We start from the raw sequence: 19,317 nt of genomic DNA on the forward strand, positions 1-19,317 counted from the left end.
ATGCTTCTCTGCAGTTCCTGCCTCTGCTTACCACTCTTTTGCGAGAGCGGTAAGTGGGTTATTGCCGCACAGAAATTTACAGCAGACGCAGGAACCCAGAAAGACGCTGTAAACGACACAACCGGAGAACTCTTACCTTCTGATATTCTTGAGAAGATTGGTACTTCGGTTGTGCGTAACGTATTTCCAGAAGAACAGTTTGAACGTACAAAATATAAACTGCGTACTGAACGCCAGTCTTTGTTTTTGCAGCTGGCCGCAGAATATAAAAAAAGAGATTCCCTTGTTCTGAGTAATTATTCAGATTTTAAGCTTAAATCAGCGCTTTCTGATTCAAACAAAAAGATTAAAGATATTCAGAAAAAAATTGATGCTAATCTGGAATCCTTAAAAAAGGCTGAAGAAGAAAATCAGAAAAAGATGGCAGAAGTAGAAGCCGGAAACTTTTCTGAGAATAATCAGGATTCTGAACTTTTACGCTTCAAGAATCTTTTTAAGAATATTTTTAAGAAGGATGAAAGTTTAATCCAGAAAGAACAGATTGCTTTTTACAAGGATAATTTTACAGAACTTTACCGTCCTTCAGAAGATATAAAAGATCTGGAAGTAACTGATCCTGTATTTTCTAAAAAGATTTCTGATGCTGGCATTAATACACTGCTTACAGGACACTTTTCTAAATACGGAGATTACATTTCTGTTTATGTAGATATGTATTCATTTCCAGGTGGAAGGAAAATCGGTTCAGTTGCAGAAGTTGGAATTGTTCAGGATCTAGAAATCTTAACTACAAGCATTGCAATGCAGCTCGTTCCACTGATTTCAAATTCTTTCCCTGTAAAATTACAGCTTACAATTACACCGGAAGAAGCCGTTGCTAAAACAGACATTTATATTGATGATGCGCTTCAGAAGGTTGAAGGCGGAAATATAATTATTGATTCGGGCATTCATACAATTCAGTTTATTAGTGAAGGTTATAAAAACGCCGGAACAACTTATTCCTTTGAAGGAAACAGATCTTATAAGATCGAAGTAAATTTTGAAAAACCAAAATCAGGCTTTATTCAGGTGGGGTTAAGAAAACCTCTTGAAGGAGACATTCTGATGAACGGTGAACGTGCTTTAGAGATAGACGGAAAAAAATCTCAGATTGCAATTAACGGAAAAGAGATTCTTGGAGAGTTTGTTTCTGAAAATGGTGAGACTGCATTTTTTTATATTCCAAAAAAACTTACCTTTGACGGCAGTTATGTGACAATCAAACCAAAACCAATGGACAGAATGTCTTACATAGATAAACGCCGCAAAATAATGTATGCGTCTTACAGTGCATTTATGGTTTCTTTAATTCCAACTTTTTATACTTACGGAAATTATTTGAACTATGTAGATTTGTATAAAAATTATCAGGTGGATTATGAAACTGCAAAACAGTGGCAGAACGCAACAAATATCACCAGAGCAATTTCAATAGGGCTTGGAGTTTTCTGGGGCTATGAGCTTGTAAGATATCTGATTGCAGCTAACTCAGTTCTTCCGCAGAATGCTCGACCTGGAGATTTATCACAATTTGAATTATACGTGCCTCCAGAACCTGGAGATGACTCTAACGATAATACAGAAAATAAAAATGGAGAAACAGAAAAATGAAACAGTCGTTTGGTGAAAAATTAAAAGCTTTGTTTTCGAAAAGCAGCTCAATTAATGAAGACTTTTTTGAAGACCTTACAGATATGCTTGTTGAAGGAGATATCGGTGCAAAAACAGCCTTTGAGGTTGTAGATGAACTTGAATCAATCTGCGATAAAGAAAAAATAAATGATCAGGCTGGAATTGTTGCAAAACTGAAAGAGCTTTTGTTAAGAGATGTACGCGCAGTTTCTCTTGCACCTGAAGCTGGAAAGCAGAATGTATGGATGATGCTTGGAGTTAACGGAGTTGGTAAAACTACAACTGCTGCTAAGCTTGCAAAATATTTTAAGAATAACGGCACTGAAAATATTGTACTTGCAAGTGCAGATACTTTCCGCGCAGCTGCAATTGAACAGCTTGCTTTACACGGAGAGCGTCTTGGTGTTCGTGTTGTAAGCCATCAGCATGGATCAGATCCTTCTGCTGTTGTTTATGATGCAGCAGATGCTTTGAGAGCCAGTGGTCCTGGAATGGTAATTGCAGATACTGCAGGCCGTCTTCACAACAAAGAAAATCTTGTTCGTGAACTTCAGAAAATTGACCGTACCTGTTCGCTCAAGGCTGATGAAGGCTGTTATAAAAAGATTCTTGTAATCGATGCAACCACAGGACAGAATGCTTTGCGCCAGGCAGAAGTGTTTAATGAAGCAGTAAAGATTGACGCAATCATAATGACAAAATATGACTCAACAGCAAAGGGCGGAGTTGCAGTTTCAATTGGCCGTGAACTTGGACTTCCTGTTGCTTTTGTATGTACCGGCGAAGCTTATGAAAACATTCAGCCGTTTAATGCAGAGTCATATATAGACGATTTTCTTACAATGTAACGGGTAAGGTAGCAAGGCTGTTTTATTAAAGATGACAGGACACTTTATTTCCAGAATCAGATTTTCTCTTTTTTTCTTTGTGGCAGTAATATTGTCTTTGTCTTTGATTTCCTGTAAGAAAAAAAATCCTCTTGTGGACGAAATAAATTCAGATACAGCGAAAACTACAGAACCATCTGATGAAGAGCTTTATAATTTTTACAGTCCCGCAGAAGATGATGCTTCGTGGGTAGAAAGCCTTTTGATGCAGATAGAAGAAGAGCGAATTGCAGAAGAACTTTCTAAAATGGAAAGCACCCTTGAAGATTATCAGGTAGAAGATAATCAAAGTGGAAGTGAAGCTGCTGTCTCAGATAATACAGAGCCGCAGGAAGAATTAAATCCTGTTGAAAAGTTTTTTGAAGAAGCAAAAGAAGGAAAAGTAATAACCGGAAAAAATAACGAGCTTCGTTTTTATGAGTTTGATAAAGAGATTCTTGCACCACAATTTACAGCTGACGGGCTTGTTGTAGTTCATTCAAATGACAGCAGCGTAACAAGAAACTTTTATGATTTAAAATATCAGCTGGTAAAAAAAGAAGAATGGACTATCAAATCTGCAAGCGATGCAAAGAAACTAAAATCAGAAGAGTTTGAATATTCAGAAGAAAACGGAAAGGTTATAAAAAAAGATATTGTTACAGAAAAAACTCGAGAGTCAGTTTTGTATAACGCCGAAGGTTTACCATCAGCTTCGAAAAAATATGCTGTTGCAGATGATAAGAATTATATTCTGATGGAGAGAGTGTGGACTTATAACGAACAGAATAAAGTAATTAAAGATGTTCAAAATGAATATCTTTATAAGACTAATGATTATTCAGATAAGCCTGAGCTTTTTAGCAGACGTTATGAATATACATTTAATGATACAGTAAATCAAAATGAAGAAGGTGAAACAGAAGAAAATGAGATTCCACCTGATTCAAAATATTATGAGAATAATGTCCTTAAGATGAAAAAGATTTATACCGCACAAAAGGGAGCCTATTATACCTGGGTATATTTTGATGAAAACCTTGCGGTAAAAACTTATTATGAAGATGATATAAGAGTTCGGGATGAGTTCTATAATAACGGAAAACTGTTCAGAATTAAGACTTATGAAAAACTTCAGACTCAGGAAGAACAGACTGACGGACAGACTGTAGTGCAGGGGGAGCAAAGATGAAAGACGGATTTATAAAAAATCTAAGATGGATTTCTGCAGTCTCAAGAAGGTTTGCCCGTGTAGACAGAAAGGGGCGCTCTGCCGTAACTTCAACTCTCGCTACTCTTGGAATCTGTTTTGGCGTTATGACCCTTACAGTTGTAATGAGTGTTATGAACGGCTTTCAGATGAGTTTTATAGATGCAATTCTTGAAGTGTCTTCATATCATATTCGTGCAGTTGATGTTCCATCAAATGAAGAGCCTTCGTTAATAGCTGCCTGTAAAGAAAACAAATATGTTTCTGCATGCGTGCCCTTTTATGAAGCGCAGGCTTTGATGACTGGCGATAAGGGCGGGGCAGTTGCCGTAAATGTTCGTGCTGCAGACGAATCAATTTATTACGAAGATCCTGGTTTTCAGAAACAGCTTAAAATGGTTTCTGGAAGTTTTGATTTTTCTGATGCGGATTCAATTGTGCTGGGAAGTACCCTTGCAAGAAATCTTGGAGTGCGAGTAGGAAGTACTGTAAATCTTCTTGTTATGAGCGGCGGAAGTGATGTTGATTTATTTTCGTCAGACAGAATCTTTACAGTCAGAGGAATTTTTTCTACCGGCTATGCAGAAATAAACAGCGGTTATGCGTTTGTTGGAACTCAGGCAGCAGAAAAATATTTTGGAAACTCTGCAAAAAAAATCTGGGGAATCAAACTTAAAAAGTATGATGATGACTTAAGGGCAGTGTCTTCTCTTAATAAACAATTACAGTGGTCTGAAGGAGCGAAATCACAATTAATCTCCTGGCGTAATTTCAACCGAACCTTCTTTGGTGCACTCAGAATTGAAAAGAACATGCTTCTCTTTCTTGTTGCCTTAATCTTTGTTGTTGTTGCAATAAATATTTATAACGGTATGCGCCGCCTTGTGTTTGAACGCCGTACAGAAATTGCAGTACTCTCTGCGCTTGGAGCCCGAAAGTCTGGAATCAAATCAATCTTTATAATGCGCGGACTTATAATGGGAACAGTCGGAGCCCTTACAGGCGTTGTGCTTGGTATTTTAATCAGCTTAAATACAGATGCAGTTTTCCTTGTTGCGGCAAAACTGATGTATGGAATTCAATATCTTGTTACAGCAATTACAGATCGGCAGAATCTTCAGTATGTTCAGGTCAATTCTTCTTATACACTTTACGCTACAATTCCAGCCCGAGTATTTCCGGGTGAAGTTGCAGCAATCACACTCTTTGGAATTTTCTCTCCGCTTATTGCATCACTTGCGGCCAGCAGAAATGTTTTAAAGATGACAGTTTCGGAGGTACTTCATAATGAGTAATATCCTTACAATAAAAAATCTTGAAAAAGTTTATGTAACAGACAGCGAAAAACTTACCGTTTTAAAAGACCTGAACCTCAGTGTTGAGGAAGGTTCAAAAATTGCAGTAGTAGGTGAGAGCGGTAGTGGAAAAAGTACACTCCTTAATATTATTGGTGGAATTGATTCTGCAACCAGTGGAACTGTAAAGGCTGGTGAATGGGAAGTTACTTCTTTGAATGAAGCAAAAATGTCTGAATATCGTTCTCATTTTCTTGGCCTCATTTTCCAGTTTCATTATCTGCTCAAAGATTTTACTGCTCTGGAAAATGTTTATATGCCGGCTTTAATTGCTGGTGCTTCAAAGAAAGAAGCAATTGAAAGAGCAACCGGTCTGCTGGAAGATGTAGGAGTTGCAGACAGAATCAATCATCTTCCTTCTCAGCTTTCTGGTGGTGAGCGACAGAGAGTTGCTGTTGCACGCGCCCTTGTAAATGACCCGAGCCTTATTCTGGCCGATGAACCGACTGGAAACCTTGATCCTGCAAATGCAGAAAAAATTGGTTCATTGCTTTTTTCAATGGCAGACAAATATAAAAAGACTCTGATTCTTGTAACTCATGATATGAAGCTTGCGGCAAACGGAGACAGACAGTTTAGTATTGTTGAGGGGCGGCTTAAATGACTTTTTCATATTCTCTGAAATTTGCAAAAAGCCTCATCTTCCCAAAATCTGAAAAGAAGTCTATCGCGCGAAAAAGTCTTTTCGGAGCTGTGCTCTGCATTGGTCTTAGTATTGTTCCTCTGATTGTTGTTACCTCAGTTACAAACGGAATGATAGATGGAATGACAGAAAGAATCATAGGGCTTTCTTCTTCACACATACAGGCCTATGTTTCTCCGAATATCAGCAAGGTAAAAACTGTAGAAGAGTTTATTGAATATGCAAATGATACAGCGTCAGTTAAAGGCATTACTGGTATTTATCCTGAGGTGGATATTTCTGCAATTGCCGCCGGTAAAAAAGGCCGAAGCGGAATTGAAATCAGAGCTGTAGAAAAAGATATTTTTGTACGCAATCAATCCTTTGCAAAGCTTTTTGAAGTTTCAGAAGGTGAAATTGATTCATTTGTAAATCCTGGTGAGGACAGCAGAGCCGGTGCAGTAATCGGAAAAAAACTTGCAGAAGATCTTGAACTTCATGCAGGGGATAATTTTAGAATAATTACGACAAAAACTTCCGGTGAAAAAATGGTTCCAAAGCTTACAACCTTCCGCATTGCCGCCGTAGTTTCTTCGGGCTATCAGGAGCTTGATCAGTTCTGGGTATTTGTTCCTATTGAAGCAGCCTATTCTTCGCTTTCAATGGAAAGTGCAACTTATAATGTCATGCTCGAAACTGAAGATGCTTTTGCACCGGAACTGGTTGCAATTCAAAGACGGGTTGGAGAACGATTCGGCCGTTACGCAAATGTTTACCGCTGGGATCAGATTCATACCGCAGAGTTTGAAAACTTTTCTTCAACAAAGGTAATGCTTGTTTTTGTTATGATGCTGATTGTTCTGGTTGCTACAGTAAATATTTCTTCTGCAATCGTAATGCTTGTAATGGAACGCCAGAAAGAAATTGCAATTTTGAAGAGTATAGGTGCAAAGCCTCGTGGAATCACCTTTGCTTTTTTGACTGCCGCTTTTGCATGTGGGGCTGGGGGGCTTGTATTAGGACTGCCAATCGGTATAATTCTTACAGTTTTTTCAAATCAGATTGTACATGGGCTTGAAAAACTGATAAATATGTTTGCTGTTATGGGTGGGCACGCAGAAGTACATCTTATGGATCCGGCTTATTATTTAGCTGAAATTCCAGTTGAAATTCCTGTAATTCAGATTATCCTTATAGCAGTGTCAGTTTTGATTTTATCAGTGCTGGTTTCTTATATTCCTTCCAGAAAAGCAGGACGTGAGAAGCCGCTGGAGATTTTGAGGAAAAATTAATGAAATGCTGTAGTGTGTGCGGATGCACCTTTGATCAGATTGTAAAGTCTCAGAGAATTGGTTGTGCGGAATGTTATTATACTTTTGCAGAAGAATTCCGCGCAACTCTTGAAACATACGGAATATCTGGTGAATATAAGGGCTCTCTTCCAAAACGCCTCAAAGGTTACCGCTCAACTCTCGTAGACCGCATGACAATGCAGATCAAACTAGAGGAAGCCGTGGCGGCCGAAGACTACGAAAAAGCAGCATTGTATAGAGACTATCTTAAGGTATTGAATCATGGCACGGAAACCAAAGACGGACAACAATAAAATAGACGATGCGGGGACATCGGGAAAGTCAGGGATATCGACACCGTCGGCCACAGCCGGTGAAAATGTCTGGTTTTCCTTACCTGGTAACAACGACGATGTTGTTATTTCAACCAGAGCCCGCATAGTAAGAAATCTTGCAGATTTTCCTTTTCCCTCAAAAATGTCTGATGATGACAGACGCCGCGTTCAGTCGCTGGTTTATGACGCTTTTTCGGGCGTTGAAAACTGGCGTTTTATTGAAATGAGTGGTATTTCAGAGCCGGGAAAGGAAATTCTCCGCGATAAAAATGTTTTAGATGAGGAATGCGGGGCTGTTGTAATTAATTATGGTGATGAAAGCTCTTCCTGCCTTGTAAACGGTACCGACCATATTAAGCTTTCTTCTTTTGTAGCGGGCCTGGACTGCGAAAAAGCAATGAAAAAGGTCTACCATACAGACGAAATGCTTCAGGAAAAGCTGCAGTTTGCGGCAAGTATAGACTTTGGCTACCTTACTTCCATGGTAAAAGACTGCGGAACCGGCTTAAAGTTCAGCGTAAGAATGTTCCTTCCGTCTATTGTGCTCTCGGGGCAGTTTGAATCGGTTGTTTCTCTTGTACATTCAAAAAAAATGTCTATAAAACCGGTATTTAAGAGCGATCAGATTGCGGATTTCTCAAACTGCCTGTTTGATGTGAGTACGGTCAGTTGTGCCGAAGGCACCGAACTCGATCAGATGGCTGGAATTCACTCAATTGTAAGTGTTATTTTAAAAAAGGAACGCAAGATTCGGTCAAATTTTGCCGATAATAATCCTACAGTAGTCTTGAATTTTTTTAAGCAGAGCTACGCGCGGGCAATGTATTCACTGCTGCTTTCTTATGAAGAGGCAGTGAGCATTATATCAGCGGTAAAATGGGGCTTGCAGCTCAAGCTCATCAAGGGCATTTCAGAGTGCGAATTGAACGGATTATATTACCGGGTAAAAGACGGTCATCTGAAATATCTTTGCGATAACTATGCGTTTACCTTCGAAGATGATGTAAAGTCCAGCCTGCAGCTTCAGATTAAAAGACTCAGAACTATTGTAATTCAGCAGGCCTTTGAGGGAATTGTTAATGAAAAACCTGTCTCCTAGAGCAAAAAAAATCTTAATGGTACTGGCACAGGATGAAGCCAGAAAAATTGGAAGCAGTCAGTTATTACCTGAACATGTGCTTCTTGCAATCCTGAAATCAAAGGAAGGACTCGGATACGCAGCAATTTCAGAACTCGGATTAGATACCTCTAAACTTGAATCTGCAATTGAAACCTTTTTCCGTGATGACATTCATTCACCGACTCTGGACGCTATTCCAAAGAGCCGTCGTTATCAGTTTATGATTGATATTGCAGATATTGAATCGTCTGCATTGCATAATAATTATATTGGTACAGAACATCTTCTGCTTGCGGCTATCCGCGATGAAGGAAGTGTAACAGCAAAGTTCTTTGCAAATGAAGGATACACAATTATGGATGCCCGCTTTACTGTTATGGAACTTCAGGCAGATGGTGGTTCTTCTATCCGTCAGCAGAACGCAGAAAGTCTAGTAGATTCTGTATTCCGTTCGCTTTTGAATGACGATGCGGGCGGCGGACTTTTCGGAGTCTTTGAAGAAAAGAAATCAGAAAAACGCCAGCCTATAGATAAATCAAATTCAGGTCAAAAGCAGTCTTTCCTTGCAGAATACAGCCGTGACCTTACAAAGCTGGCCCGCGAAAATAAGGATGACCCTGTTGTTGGCCGCGATAAAGAAATTCACCGCGTAATTCAGATTCTCTCCCGCCGCACAAAAAATAATCCTGTACTCACAGGTGAACCTGGCGTTGGTAAAACTGCAATTGTAGAAGGTCTTGCTCAGCACATTGCCGCAGGTAAGGTTCCTGAAGGTCTTTTGAACAAGCGCATATTGTCTTTGGATTTGGCTGCCATTGTTGCTGGTACAAAGTACCGCGGTGAGTTTGAAGAGCGCATGAAAAAAATGATGAAGGAACTCCAGGATAATAAGGACATCATCCTCTTTATCGACGAACTTCATACAATCATTGGTGCCGGTGGTCCTGAAGGAACAATGGACGCTTCTAACATAATGAAGCCTGCTCTTTCACGCGGAGAAATCCAGATTATCGGTGCAACAACAACTAAAGAATATACCCGCCATATTGAAAAGGATCTGGCACTTGAGCGCCGCTTCCAGGTTGTTAAGGTTGAAGAGCCTGGTGACGAAGAAACAGAAGAGATTCTCAACGGAATCAAAACTAAATACGAAAACTATCACAGAGTAATTTATGATGATGCAGTAATTCCTGCCATTGTAAAACTCAGCCGCCGCTATATCCCGGAGAAGGTTTTGCCGGATAAAGCAATTGATATTCTTGATGAAGCAGGAGCTGCAAAAAAGATTCAGGAAGAAGCAAGACCAACAGAGCTTGCAGAGCTTGAGCAGAATATCAGCCAGCTGATTGAAGAAAAAACTGCCCTGGTAAAAAATCAGGATTATGAAAGTGCGGCCCTGGTTCGCGACAAGGTAATTGACCTCAAGCGCCGCCTCAACGTTTACAGCGATCTTTGGAAGCAGAACGGAAACAGCGGAACAAAACGCGTTACAGTTTCTGATGTTGAACATATTATTTCTGAGATGACCGGAGTTCCTGTAGAGCGCCTTTCTTCTTCAGAAGCAGAACGTATTGTTCATATGGAAGACGAGCTTCACAATACTGTAATCGGCCAGAATGCCGCAGTAAGTGTGATTTCCGGCGCAATCCGCCGGGCCCGCGCAGGCATTTCTTCTCCAAAACATCCGGTCGGTAGTTTTATATTCCTGGGCCCTACAGGCGTGGGTAAAACTCAGCTTGCTAAGGCTCTGGCAAAATATCTTTTCGGCAGTGAAGATTCATTGATCCGAATTGATATGTCGGACTATATGGAAAAGCATACTGCCAGCCGCTTAGTTGGAGCGCCACCGGGATACGTCGGTTACGAAGAGGGTGGTGTACTTACAGAAAAGGTCCGCCGCCATCCATACTCGGTTGTTTTGTTAGACGAAATTGAAAAGGCACATCCGGATATTTTCAACCTCCTGCTTCAGTTGCTTGAAGAAGGAGAGCTTTCTGATAATCTTGGCCACACTGTAAACTTCCGCAACACTGTCATCATAATGACAAGTAATGCCGGTGCCCGCCAGATTACAAACGAAGGTCGCGTAGGCTTTGGAATACTTGCAAATGCCGACGGCGTTATGCCTTACGAAGAAATCAAGGCTGGTGCTATGAATGAGCTTAAAAAACTCCTCAGCCCTGAGCTTATAAACCGCATTGACGACGTAATTGTATTCGATGCCCTTTCTAAAAAAGAGGTTGCAAAGATTCTGGATATTCAGCTTGCAGAGCTCGAAGAACGTCTTAAGGAAAAAGGCCTTACAATCAGCCTTAAGCCAAAGGCAAAAGAATACCTTATTGAAAACGGATATAACCCTGCAATGGGAGCCCGCCCAATGAAGCGCCTCCTTCGTAAGGAAATTGAAGATCCTCTTTCTATGGAGCTTCTTTCAAATGCCGGAAAAGATTTCAATACAGTATCAATCGAATGCAATTCCGGAAAGATAAAGGTTCATCTGGAAAAGATTGAAGAAGAAAAAACGATGGTTTCGATACGCCCTTCAGGCTACTCAACCACCGGAAAAAATTAATAAAAAACAATCAGGAGAGATATAATGAAACGTATTACAACTTTTGTAATTGCACTTTTAATCGCCACCGCTGCCTTTGCTGAATCAATTCACGTAGGCGTATTGAACGGCCCAACATGTATTCCAGCAGCTTATATGATCGAAAACAACAAGACCATATCTGCTGGTGACACTACTGCAGACGTTACATACGAAAAGTTTGCAGACCCGCAGGCACTTCTTCCAAAACTGATTAAGAAGGAAGTAGACATCGGTTTTATGCCTGTAAATGTTGCCGCAAAGGTTTACAACTCTGGTAACAAGTCACTTTTGCTTTGTGCAGTTACAGGTCTTGGAAATCTCAGTCTTATTACAACTGATGAATCAGTAAAAAGTTTTTCAGACCTTAAAGGAAAAACAGTTTATGTAGCAGGACAGGGAGCAACTCCTGAATATATGTTCCGCTATATTCTTGATGAAAATAAAATCTCCTATTCAACTGACGGAAGTTCTGCCGACGTTCAGATTGATTTTTCAATTCCAACAGCACAGATTGCCGCTCAGATGATTTCTGGAAAAATCCAGTATGCTGTAGTTCCAGAGCCATTTGCAACAATTGCGCAAACAAAATCTGAATCTGTAAAAAGAACCTTAAATCTTCAGAATGAATATCTTGCTTTAAGTGGTGCAAAAGAAATATATCCGCTTTCAGTAATGGTTGTTCGTGCAGACTTTACAAAAGAAAATAAAGAGCTTTTCGAAGCATTCCTTTCAGAATATGAAAAGTCTGCTGCATGGACAGTTGCTAATCCTGCAGAAGCTGGAAAACTCACAGAAAAGGCAGAGCTTGGTCTTGCAGCCGGTGTAGTTACAAAAGCAATTCCTGTTTCAAATTATGTATACATCCCAGCTGACAAAGCAAAAAAACAGATTGAAGCAATGCTTTCAATTTTCCTGAAGTGTGACAAAACTTCAATCGGTGGAAAGCTCCCGGACAAAAACTTTTATTATGGATCAAAAAAGAAATAATATTTTCAGTAGAGTATTATCACCTTTTCTTCTTTTATTAATATGGTATGCGGTTGCCTTAATCATGAAGGCTCCGCTTATTCTGCCATATCCACATACTGTTCTTGTAAGACTTTGCGAGCTTGCAGGAACAGCTCTTTTCTGGAAAAGTTTTTGCATAACTTTACTTCGTGTAATCCTTGCCTTTATAATTTCAGTTCTTGCAGGTTTTTGTCTTGGACTTTTATCTGCAGATTATAAGCTTTTTAATTCGTTTTTACAGTTTCCATTAAACGTTATAAGAGTTACTCCAATTATTGCGTTCATTCTGATTGCTTTATTCTGGTTTAAATCTGGAACTGTGCCTGTAGTTATTGCCACAGTGATGTCACTCCCTGTAATGGTTACTGCCTGCGAAAAAGGTTTTGAAAGAAATGCAGAAAATATAGAAAAATTATTTAAGGCAAACAGTTATGGTTTTACAGGTTTCTATGCATTCAGATATATCAGATTTCCCTCAGCTCTGCCTGCCATTTTAAGTGGAGCGGAATCTTCTTTCGGCTTGTGTTGGAAAGTTGTCGCTGCCGGTGAAGTTTTGAGTGTTCCAAGATTTGCAGCCGGAACTCTTATGCAGAAAGCTCAAGTCCATCTTGATACAGCAGATGTACTTGCTGTTACAGCTGTTCTGGTAATTGTAAGCAGCCTTTGTCAGTGGTTTTTGAAAATCCTGATTAATAAATTCAGTAGTAAAAAAGGCGAAAAAGCATTATAATTTCTTGATATATAAGGTGTTATAATCGAGGTTTTAAATGATTAAAGAATTTCTTCCATACGACGTTGTTAGAAATGATGCGCTCAAACTGGCACATAAAATCTATAAAGATGGTTTTATTCCAGATGTAATTTACTGTTCACTTCGTGGCGGCGCATACATGGCAAACGTTATCAGTGAGTACTTTAAAATTATCAGTAAGAGAGAGAAATTTCATCCTGTTTTGTATGCGGGAGTTGTTGCACGTTCATATTCTGATGTTGCTCAGCACACTAAGGTTTTTATTGACGGCTGGACTTATCCGCCGGAGAATCTCAGACCGGGAGATAAGATTCTTCTTGTCGATGATATTTTCGACTCAGGACGTACAATCAATTCCCTTGTTGAAACTCTTATCAACAGCCGTGGTATGCCACGCGAAGATATTAAGGTAGTTGTACACGACTACAAATATTTTACTTATCAGGAAGAGCAGCTTCCAATTCAGCCGGATTATTACTGCCGTAAATTTGTAATCAATACTCCGGATGAAAACCGTTGGATTCACTATATGAGCCATGAGCTCGTAGGTCTTTCAAAAGAAGAACTGGAGAAGAATTATTATTCACAGGATCCAGAGCTTCGTGATATTCTTGGACCTTTCCTTGAAGCATAGTTTACTGAAAAATACAAATTAGGACGGGATATGAAAAAAAAGTTTCTTACAAGTTTTATCTTTTTATTTGCGCTGATTCCGCTTATTGCCGAAATTAATCTGCTAAGTCCTGCCGAAGGTGTGTGGGCCAACAGACAGATGCTTGTAATTGATAATTCTTCTGGGGGAGACTTTTTTTATTCAATTGATGGAGCAGATCCGGAGACTTTCGGTTTTGCTTATGATGGTCCTGTTCTTCTGGATGTTGAAGGTGACGTTCAGCTCTTTGTAACACGAATTGCTGACGGTGGAAAAAAAGAAAAAGCTTCTGTTTCTTATACAGTAAAAGAAGATGATGCTGCTGGTACTTCATATAAAGATTTTATTCAGACCTTCTATGAAGGAGGAATTTTAAATTACAGCGCCGGAAGCGAATTAGAAATTCCTTCTGATTTTTCTTTCTATCTTGGCCTTCCTCCTGAAAATTATATGCCGGCCCGTACACTCAAACTTTCTGCTGCGAGTGTACTTTCACGATACATCCCTTGTACAATTTTTGACAGCAAACGAGATGTAAAGTACCGTTTTATTATTAAAACATATCCCCAGTCTGCAGGCGTTTACAGCCGCCGTGATGTTCCTTTCGAAATTACAGATTGGGAAACTATCAGTTTTCTTGATGATAATCTGATTTATAAAGTTGATTCAGAATACTGGGAGCTCCCAAAAGAGCCACGCAAGATTGACCGTACAACAAGTCATATGATTTCATGGCAGCCACTTGAATATGATGCTGGAAATCCTATTGAATTCTTTGTTCTGCCACCAAGACCAGAAATTATAAAAGATGAGTTTGAAGACGGTAGTATTGTTTATTCACTTCGCGGTGATGATGCTTATGCACTTAGCGTTTTAAATGAAACAGACGGAACTTATTCAGAACTTTTCAACCAGATTGGTATTGATGCTTTTTATGGTGATGGCGTTTCTGGAAATCTGACTCTTGGAGTTTTTGCAAACTCTGTTTATCAGGGAAAACTTTCTGTTTCCTATAATATCAATAGACGTCCACCTCAGATTCCTGTAATCAAAACAAATGCAGAAGGCTTTGTTTCAAGAGGTACAGTTGATGTAAGAATTACCGGTACAAAGGGTGCAGATTTATACATTGCACTCAGTGAACCTGTAAACTTAGATGAATCTGAATATTCCTACACACCTGATAATGAAATCTTTAAGGATATTCCGCTTGGTCAGTACAAAAAAGTAAAGGGAGAAAGCTTTACAATAAAATGGTCTCAGAATGGACTAAAGCCTGTTTATTATAAGGTTGCCGCATATTCTAAGACAGAAGAAAATGCAAGCAGCCCCGTAGAGTTTGCAGTTGTCATTGACCAGTCAAATTATTATTTTGATGCAGAAGCTGATTCAGAACTTGCAGACGGAACTTCTTCTCATCCTTTTACAGATTTTAAGCAGCTTACAGATGCACTTACAAGACAGCGAGTTGTTAAATTATGCGTTAAGGGTGAAATGCAGATTAATCAGCCTTATAATGTTTCTGCAAATTTCGAAATCATAAATAGTGGTGATGCACGTCTGAGCTTTGGACCGAATGGCTCTCTTTCTATTAAGGCTTCTACCTTTGAGATTTCAGACTGTCGAATTCACAATCTTGCAGATATAAACAAAAAATCTATTGTTCCAATTATAAAACTTGAGAATTCTGTTTTGACAATGAGTAATTGTGTGATTGGAGCAGAGTTTTCTCGTAACGGAACTGTAATAGATGCAAACAATGCAATAATAAATATTTCAGATACAATTGCTTCTGCAAATGCTGTTTCTTATATTTCATTTATTTCTGCTGTAAAATCAAGGATGTCTATCCGTAATTCTTCAATCAGTACAAACGCAGAAACTTGTGTTGTCATTTCTGCTAATGGTGGAAATCTTACAGCTCAGAAAAATGATTTTACTGTAATTGGCGGAAGCGGACGAATAGCAGAACTTTTTGGAGTAACTGCAAACTTAAAAGAAAATATTTTTAAGGCTCAGCTAACAAATACTACAAGTAAGAATCAGCCGATTTACACAAACAAGACAAGTAAACTTACGGAAGAAAAAAATTCCGTTCAAGGCTTTTAATTTATGCTGCTTGTTGGTTTTGATGAAGCGGGCAGAGGCCCTTTAGCAGGACCGGTCTGTGCCGCCGCCGTAATTCTCCCGGCCGACTTTCCTATTGAAATCTTAAACGACTCTAAAAAACTTTCCGAAAAAAAACGAGCGGCGGCCGAAGTCGTAATCAAAGAAAAAGCGTATTGGGGAATTGCCCTTGTTGATCATAAAAAAATCGACGAAATAAATATTCTCGAAGCAAGCATGCTTGCAATGAAACTTGCCTTTGAAAATATGCTGAAAAAAGCGCCGGAGCTGAAACTGGACGAAATCTCTGGAATCACCGACGGTACCCGTTGTCCGGACGTCCTGATTGAATGCCGCTGTGAGCCTAAGGCCGACGGAAAATATCCCTGTGTTATGGCGGCAAGCATTCTTGCGAAAACCTGCCGTGACCGTTTAATGCTTGAAATGGACAAAAAATATCCCGAATACGGTTATGCAAAACACAAAGGGTATCCTACAAAAGCACATCGGGAAATCTGTCATAAGCTTGGACCATCACCAATCCAGAGACTTACGTTTAAGTATTAAGATCGCGGGTAATATTTCTTAACCAGCCTTTCTTAAAGTAATGTCTGATTACAAAAGGCAGCTTTTCAAACTCATCAAGATACAAAATAAAATATACCCAGAGAGGTGGAAGCTTAAAAACAAAGGCTGCAAGTAGTCCGAGCGGAACTGAAACTGCCCACATGTTGATGCAGTCTGCAACAAAGCCGAACTTTGAATCTCCACCGGCACGGAAAATTCCACAAATCAAAACAGTATTGATTGAAGCGCCAATCAAAGATACTGAATTGATAAACAGAAGGACGTTTCTGTAATGGGCTGCAGTTTCGTTAAGGTCTGCAATAAAGGGAAGAACAGGGTAGAGACAAATCAGAAGTAGGGCACCAAGCAGACCAGAAAGAATTGTAACTCTGGCAAGGCGGCTGGCATTGCGTTCTGCAACTTCCATATCACCAGCTCCCATATATTTTCCGAGTACAATTGCTCCACCATAGGCCATACCAAAACAAAGAACTGAACCGAGCTGACGTACAGTGTTTACAACAGAGTTTGCCGCAACAATGTCTTCTCCAAGATGTCCCATAATTACAGAGTACATTGCAAATGCCGACCCCCATACAAGCTCGTTGCCAACGGCCGGCAGCGAATAACGGAAAAAGTCTCTGGTAAGAACTGCATTACGGCGGAACATACAGGTAACAGAAAAACGTACATCCTTCTGCCGGCCTGCATAAATAAAGCAGATTACCATTTCGATAAAGCGTGCAATGGAAGTCGCTATACCAACTCCGGTAATTCCCATTTTAGGAACTCCGAAAAGTCCAAAGATGAAAACTGCATTTAAACCGATGTTCAAAAAAAGACTTGTTGTAGAAGTGATAGTTACGATTTTTACACGTTCAATACTCTTAAAGCCTGCCTGGAACATCTGTGAAAATGAAAGACAGACATAAGAAAAACTTGCGGCTCTCAGGTATTTACAGCCTTCGATAATAAGAGTTTCTTCCTGAGTAAAGATGAGCATTAAGATTCGCGGGTAAAAGGCTGCTATAAGAGCTACAATAATTTCGACTGTACAGCAGATTCTAAGGCCAATTCCAAGCAGGGTTTTGATTGATTCGGTATCTTTCTTTCCCCAGTATTGGGCTCCTAGCATAACAAGACCAGAGGAAAGTCCTGTAGAAACCATAAAAAGAATAAAAGCAACGTTTCCGGCTAAGGAAGACGCTGCGATTGCCGTCTGTCCAATGTAACCAAGCATGATTACATCGGCAGAGTTTACGGCTGCGGAAATAAGATTCTGAATCGCCATCGGTTGAACGACGTTTCGTAAATCTTTATAAAATGTTTTTGCTTCGTTATTCATGTTTAATCGTCATCCCGAACTTGTTTCGGGATCTTGTTTATAGATGCTGAAACAAGTTCAGCATGACGGTGCTCTATTCAGAGTCAGCCGTTTTCTTACTTACGATGTGAATTACTTTTCCTGTTCTTTTAATTCCATCGTCAGCGCGTTTTTCAACTTTTTCGCCTTTGTCTGATTTTACACGGTAAACTTTTTTACCGGCACCATATTTAGCATCTTTTTCAGCTCTCTTTTCTTTAGCTGCTTTCTGACGCTGTTTTCTGTCTTTTTCAACGTAATCAAGAGATTTTTCGAGCCCCTGAAGGAACTTCTGCATATCATCAGCAAAAATTGCAATCTGATGACGATCTGCCTCAACTCCGTCTCGGTTCTTGCTTTCTACAATCTGCAGAAATACATCACCTGTACGGTTTTCTTTTACATTGAAAAAATATGAACGATTTTCAAGATAGATTTGTGTTGTGAAAAGTTCTCCACGTGCTCCCATAATAAAACTCCTTATAAAAAAAATCTAAAAGGGGAGAGCCCTTAAAAACAAACGTAAAGAACCTTCCCTTGTAATTTTATGAATTGTGTCGCATTTAGTGCGATTTCTTGTAATTTATCACAATCTAAAGAAAATGTCTATAAATATCGTCTCGTCATTGCGAGCACGAAGTGCGAAGCAATCTATTTATTAAACTGCCCGTTTACTTCCGAAACAGCCGCCAGCAAGTCTTCCACGCCTTTATCTGTTGTATGTGGTCCAAAACTAAAACGTACTGCATTTTCACGAAGCTTTGCATCCACATGCATTGCTTCAAGAACAGGACGTTTGTTTTTCTTTGCTGAACATGCGCTGCCAGTACTGATTGAAAAACCTTTAGAGTCGAGTGCACGAAGCATTACATTGCCTGGAATATTCTTGAAGGCTGCCTGAACAACGTATGGTGAAAACAAATCCTTCTTTTCAAGACGGCTTGGTGGAACTACAGTACAACCGGGAAGGGCTGCAAGTTTTTCAACAAAAGTATTTGTGCGATCTGCGTCAGAAGTTTTTGCCTTGTTGTAATAGCGCTCAAGACATTTTGAAAAAGCTACTGCGCCATAAACATTTTCTGTTCCGCTGCGAAGTCCTTTTTCCTGTCCGCCACCGCGCAAGAAAGGCTCACAGGCATCCTTCATATAAAGAATACCGATTCCGCGTGGACCGCAGATTTTATGAGAACTAAGGGCTGCGCTGTCTATTCCCTTGTATGAAAGATTAAGATTGATTTTACCTGCTGCCTGAACACAGTCTACATGGAACTTAGGACGTCGTTTTCCTTCACTGGCTTTTGTGATTGCATCAGCAATTTCGTAGATTGGCTGAATAACACCAGTCTCGTTATTTACTGCCATAATGCAGATAAGAACTGTATCGCTTGTGATGAGGCCTGCAACAGTTTCTGGCTTAATGATTCCATCAGAATCAGCTGGAATCTGAACAACCTTCCATCCGCAATTTTTCAAAGCTTCTGACTGTTCACGAATTGCCGGGTGCTCGATTGAACTTACAAGCACAGTGCCTTTCATAGGTTTTGTTAAAACTGAAAGAAGAGGAATTTGATCGCTTTCTGTTCCGCCGGAAGTAAAATAAACGGTTTCTGGTTTTACACCAAGAGCAGCAGCGGCACGAGAGCGGGCAGCTTCAAAAACTTCGCGGGCTTTTTTTCCAACATCGTGAGTGCTTGAAGGGTTTCCCCAGAACTGTAAAGTTTCTTCAAGAGATTCTCTTAAAATATCTTCGTCTGCGGGGCTGGTTGCAGCCCAGTCAAAATAATGTTCTTTATCCATACGTCG

The 19,317-nt window shown here is 39.8% G+C and carries 17 protein-coding genes; 14 read left to right on the plus strand and 3 right to left on the minus strand.

Annotated elements, in window-relative coordinates; all coding sequences use genetic code 11:
* The 14 genes from BM161_RS06340 (at position 1) to BM161_RS06405 (ending at position 16,151) form a co-directional block, all read left to right on the plus strand.
* Positions 1 to 1,653 (plus strand): hypothetical protein, encoded by a 1,653-nt coding sequence (locus tag BM161_RS06340; RefSeq protein ID WP_074931171.1) that lies wholly within the window; start codon positions 1 to 3, stop codon positions 1,651 to 1,653.
* Positions 1,650 to 2,522, plus strand: a complete 873-nt coding sequence (ftsY, locus tag BM161_RS06345) for a signal recognition particle-docking protein FtsY (protein ID WP_074931172.1) — start codon at positions 1,650 to 1,652, stop codon at positions 2,520 to 2,522. Before BM161_RS06340 ends, ftsY begins: the two co-directional genes overlap by 4 nt.
* Positions 2,523 to 2,655: 133 nt before the next feature.
* Entirely contained in the window at positions 2,656 to 3,732 is a 1,077-nt protein-coding gene (locus BM161_RS06350; protein ID WP_143090506.1) for a hypothetical protein, read from the plus strand.
* Positions 3,729 to 5,045, plus strand: coding sequence for an ABC transporter permease (locus tag BM161_RS06355; protein WP_074931174.1), 1,317 nt, complete (start codon positions 3,729 to 3,731; stop codon positions 5,043 to 5,045). Before BM161_RS06350 ends, BM161_RS06355 begins: the two co-directional genes overlap by 4 nt.
* Positions 5,035 to 5,709 (plus strand): ABC transporter ATP-binding protein, encoded by a 675-nt coding sequence (locus BM161_RS06360; protein ID WP_177206217.1) that lies wholly within the window; start codon positions 5,035 to 5,037, stop codon positions 5,707 to 5,709. Before BM161_RS06355 ends, BM161_RS06360 begins: the two co-directional genes overlap by 11 nt.
* Positions 5,706 to 7,019 carry an ABC transporter permease gene (locus BM161_RS06365; protein WP_074931176.1) on the plus strand — a complete coding sequence of 438 codons (1,314 nt, stop codon included), beginning with the start codon at positions 5,706 to 5,708 and terminating at the stop codon, positions 7,017 to 7,019. The genes BM161_RS06360 and BM161_RS06365 overlap by 4 nt, the downstream gene beginning before the upstream one ends.
* Positions 7,019 to 7,333, plus strand: a complete 315-nt coding sequence (locus BM161_RS06370) for a UvrB/UvrC motif-containing protein (protein ID WP_074931177.1) — start codon at positions 7,019 to 7,021, stop codon at positions 7,331 to 7,333. Before BM161_RS06365 ends, BM161_RS06370 begins: the two co-directional genes overlap by 1 nt.
* Positions 7,302 to 8,453: an ATP--guanido phosphotransferase gene (locus BM161_RS06375; protein ID WP_074931178.1), complete on the plus strand. Its 1,152-nt coding sequence runs from the start codon at positions 7,302 to 7,304 to the stop codon at positions 8,451 to 8,453. The genes BM161_RS06370 and BM161_RS06375 overlap by 32 nt, the downstream gene beginning before the upstream one ends.
* Positions 8,434 to 11,046 carry an ATP-dependent Clp protease ATP-binding subunit gene (locus tag BM161_RS06380; protein WP_074931179.1) on the plus strand — a complete coding sequence of 871 codons (2,613 nt, stop codon included), beginning with the start codon at positions 8,434 to 8,436 and terminating at the stop codon, positions 11,044 to 11,046. The genes BM161_RS06375 and BM161_RS06380 overlap by 20 nt, the downstream gene beginning before the upstream one ends.
* A 24-nt stretch (positions 11,047 to 11,070) precedes the next feature.
* Entirely contained in the window at positions 11,071 to 12,054 is a 984-nt protein-coding gene (locus BM161_RS06385) for an ABC transporter substrate-binding protein (protein WP_074931180.1), read from the plus strand.
* Positions 12,035 to 12,805, plus strand: coding sequence for an ABC transporter permease (locus BM161_RS06390; protein WP_083425705.1), 771 nt, complete (start codon positions 12,035 to 12,037; stop codon positions 12,803 to 12,805). The genes BM161_RS06385 and BM161_RS06390 overlap by 20 nt, the downstream gene beginning before the upstream one ends.
* 37 nt (positions 12,806 to 12,842) lie before the next feature.
* Positions 12,843 to 13,460 (plus strand): phosphoribosyltransferase, encoded by a 618-nt coding sequence (locus BM161_RS06395; protein ID WP_074931182.1) that lies wholly within the window; start codon positions 12,843 to 12,845, stop codon positions 13,458 to 13,460.
* Between the two features lie 30 nt (positions 13,461 to 13,490).
* Positions 13,491 to 15,587 carry a right-handed parallel beta-helix repeat-containing protein gene (locus tag BM161_RS06400; protein ID WP_074931183.1) on the plus strand — a complete coding sequence of 699 codons (2,097 nt, stop codon included), beginning with the start codon at positions 13,491 to 13,493 and terminating at the stop codon, positions 15,585 to 15,587.
* A gap of 3 nt (positions 15,588 to 15,590) precedes the next feature.
* Positions 15,591 to 16,151, plus strand: coding sequence for a ribonuclease HII (locus BM161_RS06405; RefSeq protein ID WP_074931184.1), 561 nt, complete (start codon positions 15,591 to 15,593; stop codon positions 16,149 to 16,151).
* Here the strand turns inward: BM161_RS06405 and BM161_RS06410 are convergent.
* From BM161_RS06410 to BM161_RS06420, 3 genes are all read right to left on the minus strand, one after another.
* Positions 16,141 to 17,496, minus strand: a complete 1,356-nt coding sequence (locus BM161_RS06410; RefSeq protein WP_074931185.1) for an MATE family efflux transporter — start codon at positions 17,494 to 17,496, stop codon at positions 16,141 to 16,143. The two genes, BM161_RS06405 and BM161_RS06410, sit on opposite strands and share 11 nt — an antisense overlap.
* Positions 17,497 to 17,569: 73 nt before the next feature.
* Complete coding sequence (locus BM161_RS06415) at positions 17,570 to 17,983, minus strand: PUR family DNA/RNA-binding protein (RefSeq protein ID WP_074931186.1); 414 nt, start codon at positions 17,981 to 17,983, stop codon at positions 17,570 to 17,572.
* Positions 17,984 to 18,165: 182 nt separating this feature from the next.
* Positions 18,166 to 19,311 carry a cysteine desulfurase family protein gene (locus BM161_RS06420; RefSeq protein ID WP_074931187.1) on the minus strand — a complete coding sequence of 382 codons (1,146 nt, stop codon included), beginning with the start codon at positions 19,309 to 19,311 and terminating at the stop codon, positions 18,166 to 18,168.
* Positions 19,312 to 19,317: the final 6 nt, after the last annotated feature.

This window comes from Treponema bryantii (genome assembly GCF_900113965.1).
Lineage (GTDB): Bacteria > Spirochaetota > Spirochaetia > Treponematales > Treponemataceae > Treponema_D > Treponema_D bryantii_A.

Excerpts from the sequence above, each read along its gene's own strand:
- BM161_RS06340 (WP_074931171.1), top strand. The coding sequence starts at position 1 with ATGCTTCTCTGCAGTTCCTGCCTCTGCTTACCACTCTTTTGCGAGAGC.
- ftsY (WP_074931172.1), top strand. The coding sequence starts at position 1,650 with ATGAAACAGTCGTTTGGTGAAAAATTAAAAGCTTTGTTTTCGAAAAGC.
- BM161_RS06355 (WP_074931174.1), top strand. The coding sequence starts at position 3,729 with ATGAAAGACGGATTTATAAAAAATCTAAGATGGATTTCTGCAGTCTCA.
- BM161_RS06365 (WP_074931176.1), top strand. The coding sequence starts at position 5,706 with ATGACTTTTTCATATTCTCTGAAATTTGCAAAAAGCCTCATCTTCCCA.
- BM161_RS06370 (WP_074931177.1), top strand. The coding sequence starts at position 7,019 with ATGAAATGCTGTAGTGTGTGCGGATGCACCTTTGATCAGATTGTAAAG.
- BM161_RS06375 (WP_074931178.1), top strand. The coding sequence starts at position 7,302 with ATGGCACGGAAACCAAAGACGGACAACAATAAAATAGACGATGCGGGG.
- BM161_RS06380 (WP_074931179.1), top strand. The coding sequence starts at position 8,434 with ATGAAAAACCTGTCTCCTAGAGCAAAAAAAATCTTAATGGTACTGGCA.
- BM161_RS06385 (WP_074931180.1), top strand. The coding sequence starts at position 11,071 with ATGAAACGTATTACAACTTTTGTAATTGCACTTTTAATCGCCACCGCT.
- BM161_RS06390 (WP_083425705.1), top strand. The coding sequence starts at position 12,035 with ATGGATCAAAAAAGAAATAATATTTTCAGTAGAGTATTATCACCTTTT.
- BM161_RS06395 (WP_074931182.1), top strand. The coding sequence starts at position 12,843 with ATGATTAAAGAATTTCTTCCATACGACGTTGTTAGAAATGATGCGCTC.
- BM161_RS06400 (WP_074931183.1), top strand. The coding sequence starts at position 13,491 with ATGAAAAAAAAGTTTCTTACAAGTTTTATCTTTTTATTTGCGCTGATT.
- BM161_RS06405 (WP_074931184.1), top strand. The coding sequence starts at position 15,591 with ATGCTGCTTGTTGGTTTTGATGAAGCGGGCAGAGGCCCTTTAGCAGGA.
- BM161_RS06410 (WP_074931185.1), bottom strand. The coding sequence starts at position 17,496 with ATGAATAACGAAGCAAAAACATTTTATAAAGATTTACGAAACGTCGTT.
- BM161_RS06415 (WP_074931186.1), bottom strand. The coding sequence starts at position 17,983 with ATGGGAGCACGTGGAGAACTTTTCACAACACAAATCTATCTTGAAAAT.
- BM161_RS06420 (WP_074931187.1), bottom strand. The coding sequence starts at position 19,311 with ATGGATAAAGAACATTATTTTGACTGGGCTGCAACCAGCCCCGCAGAC.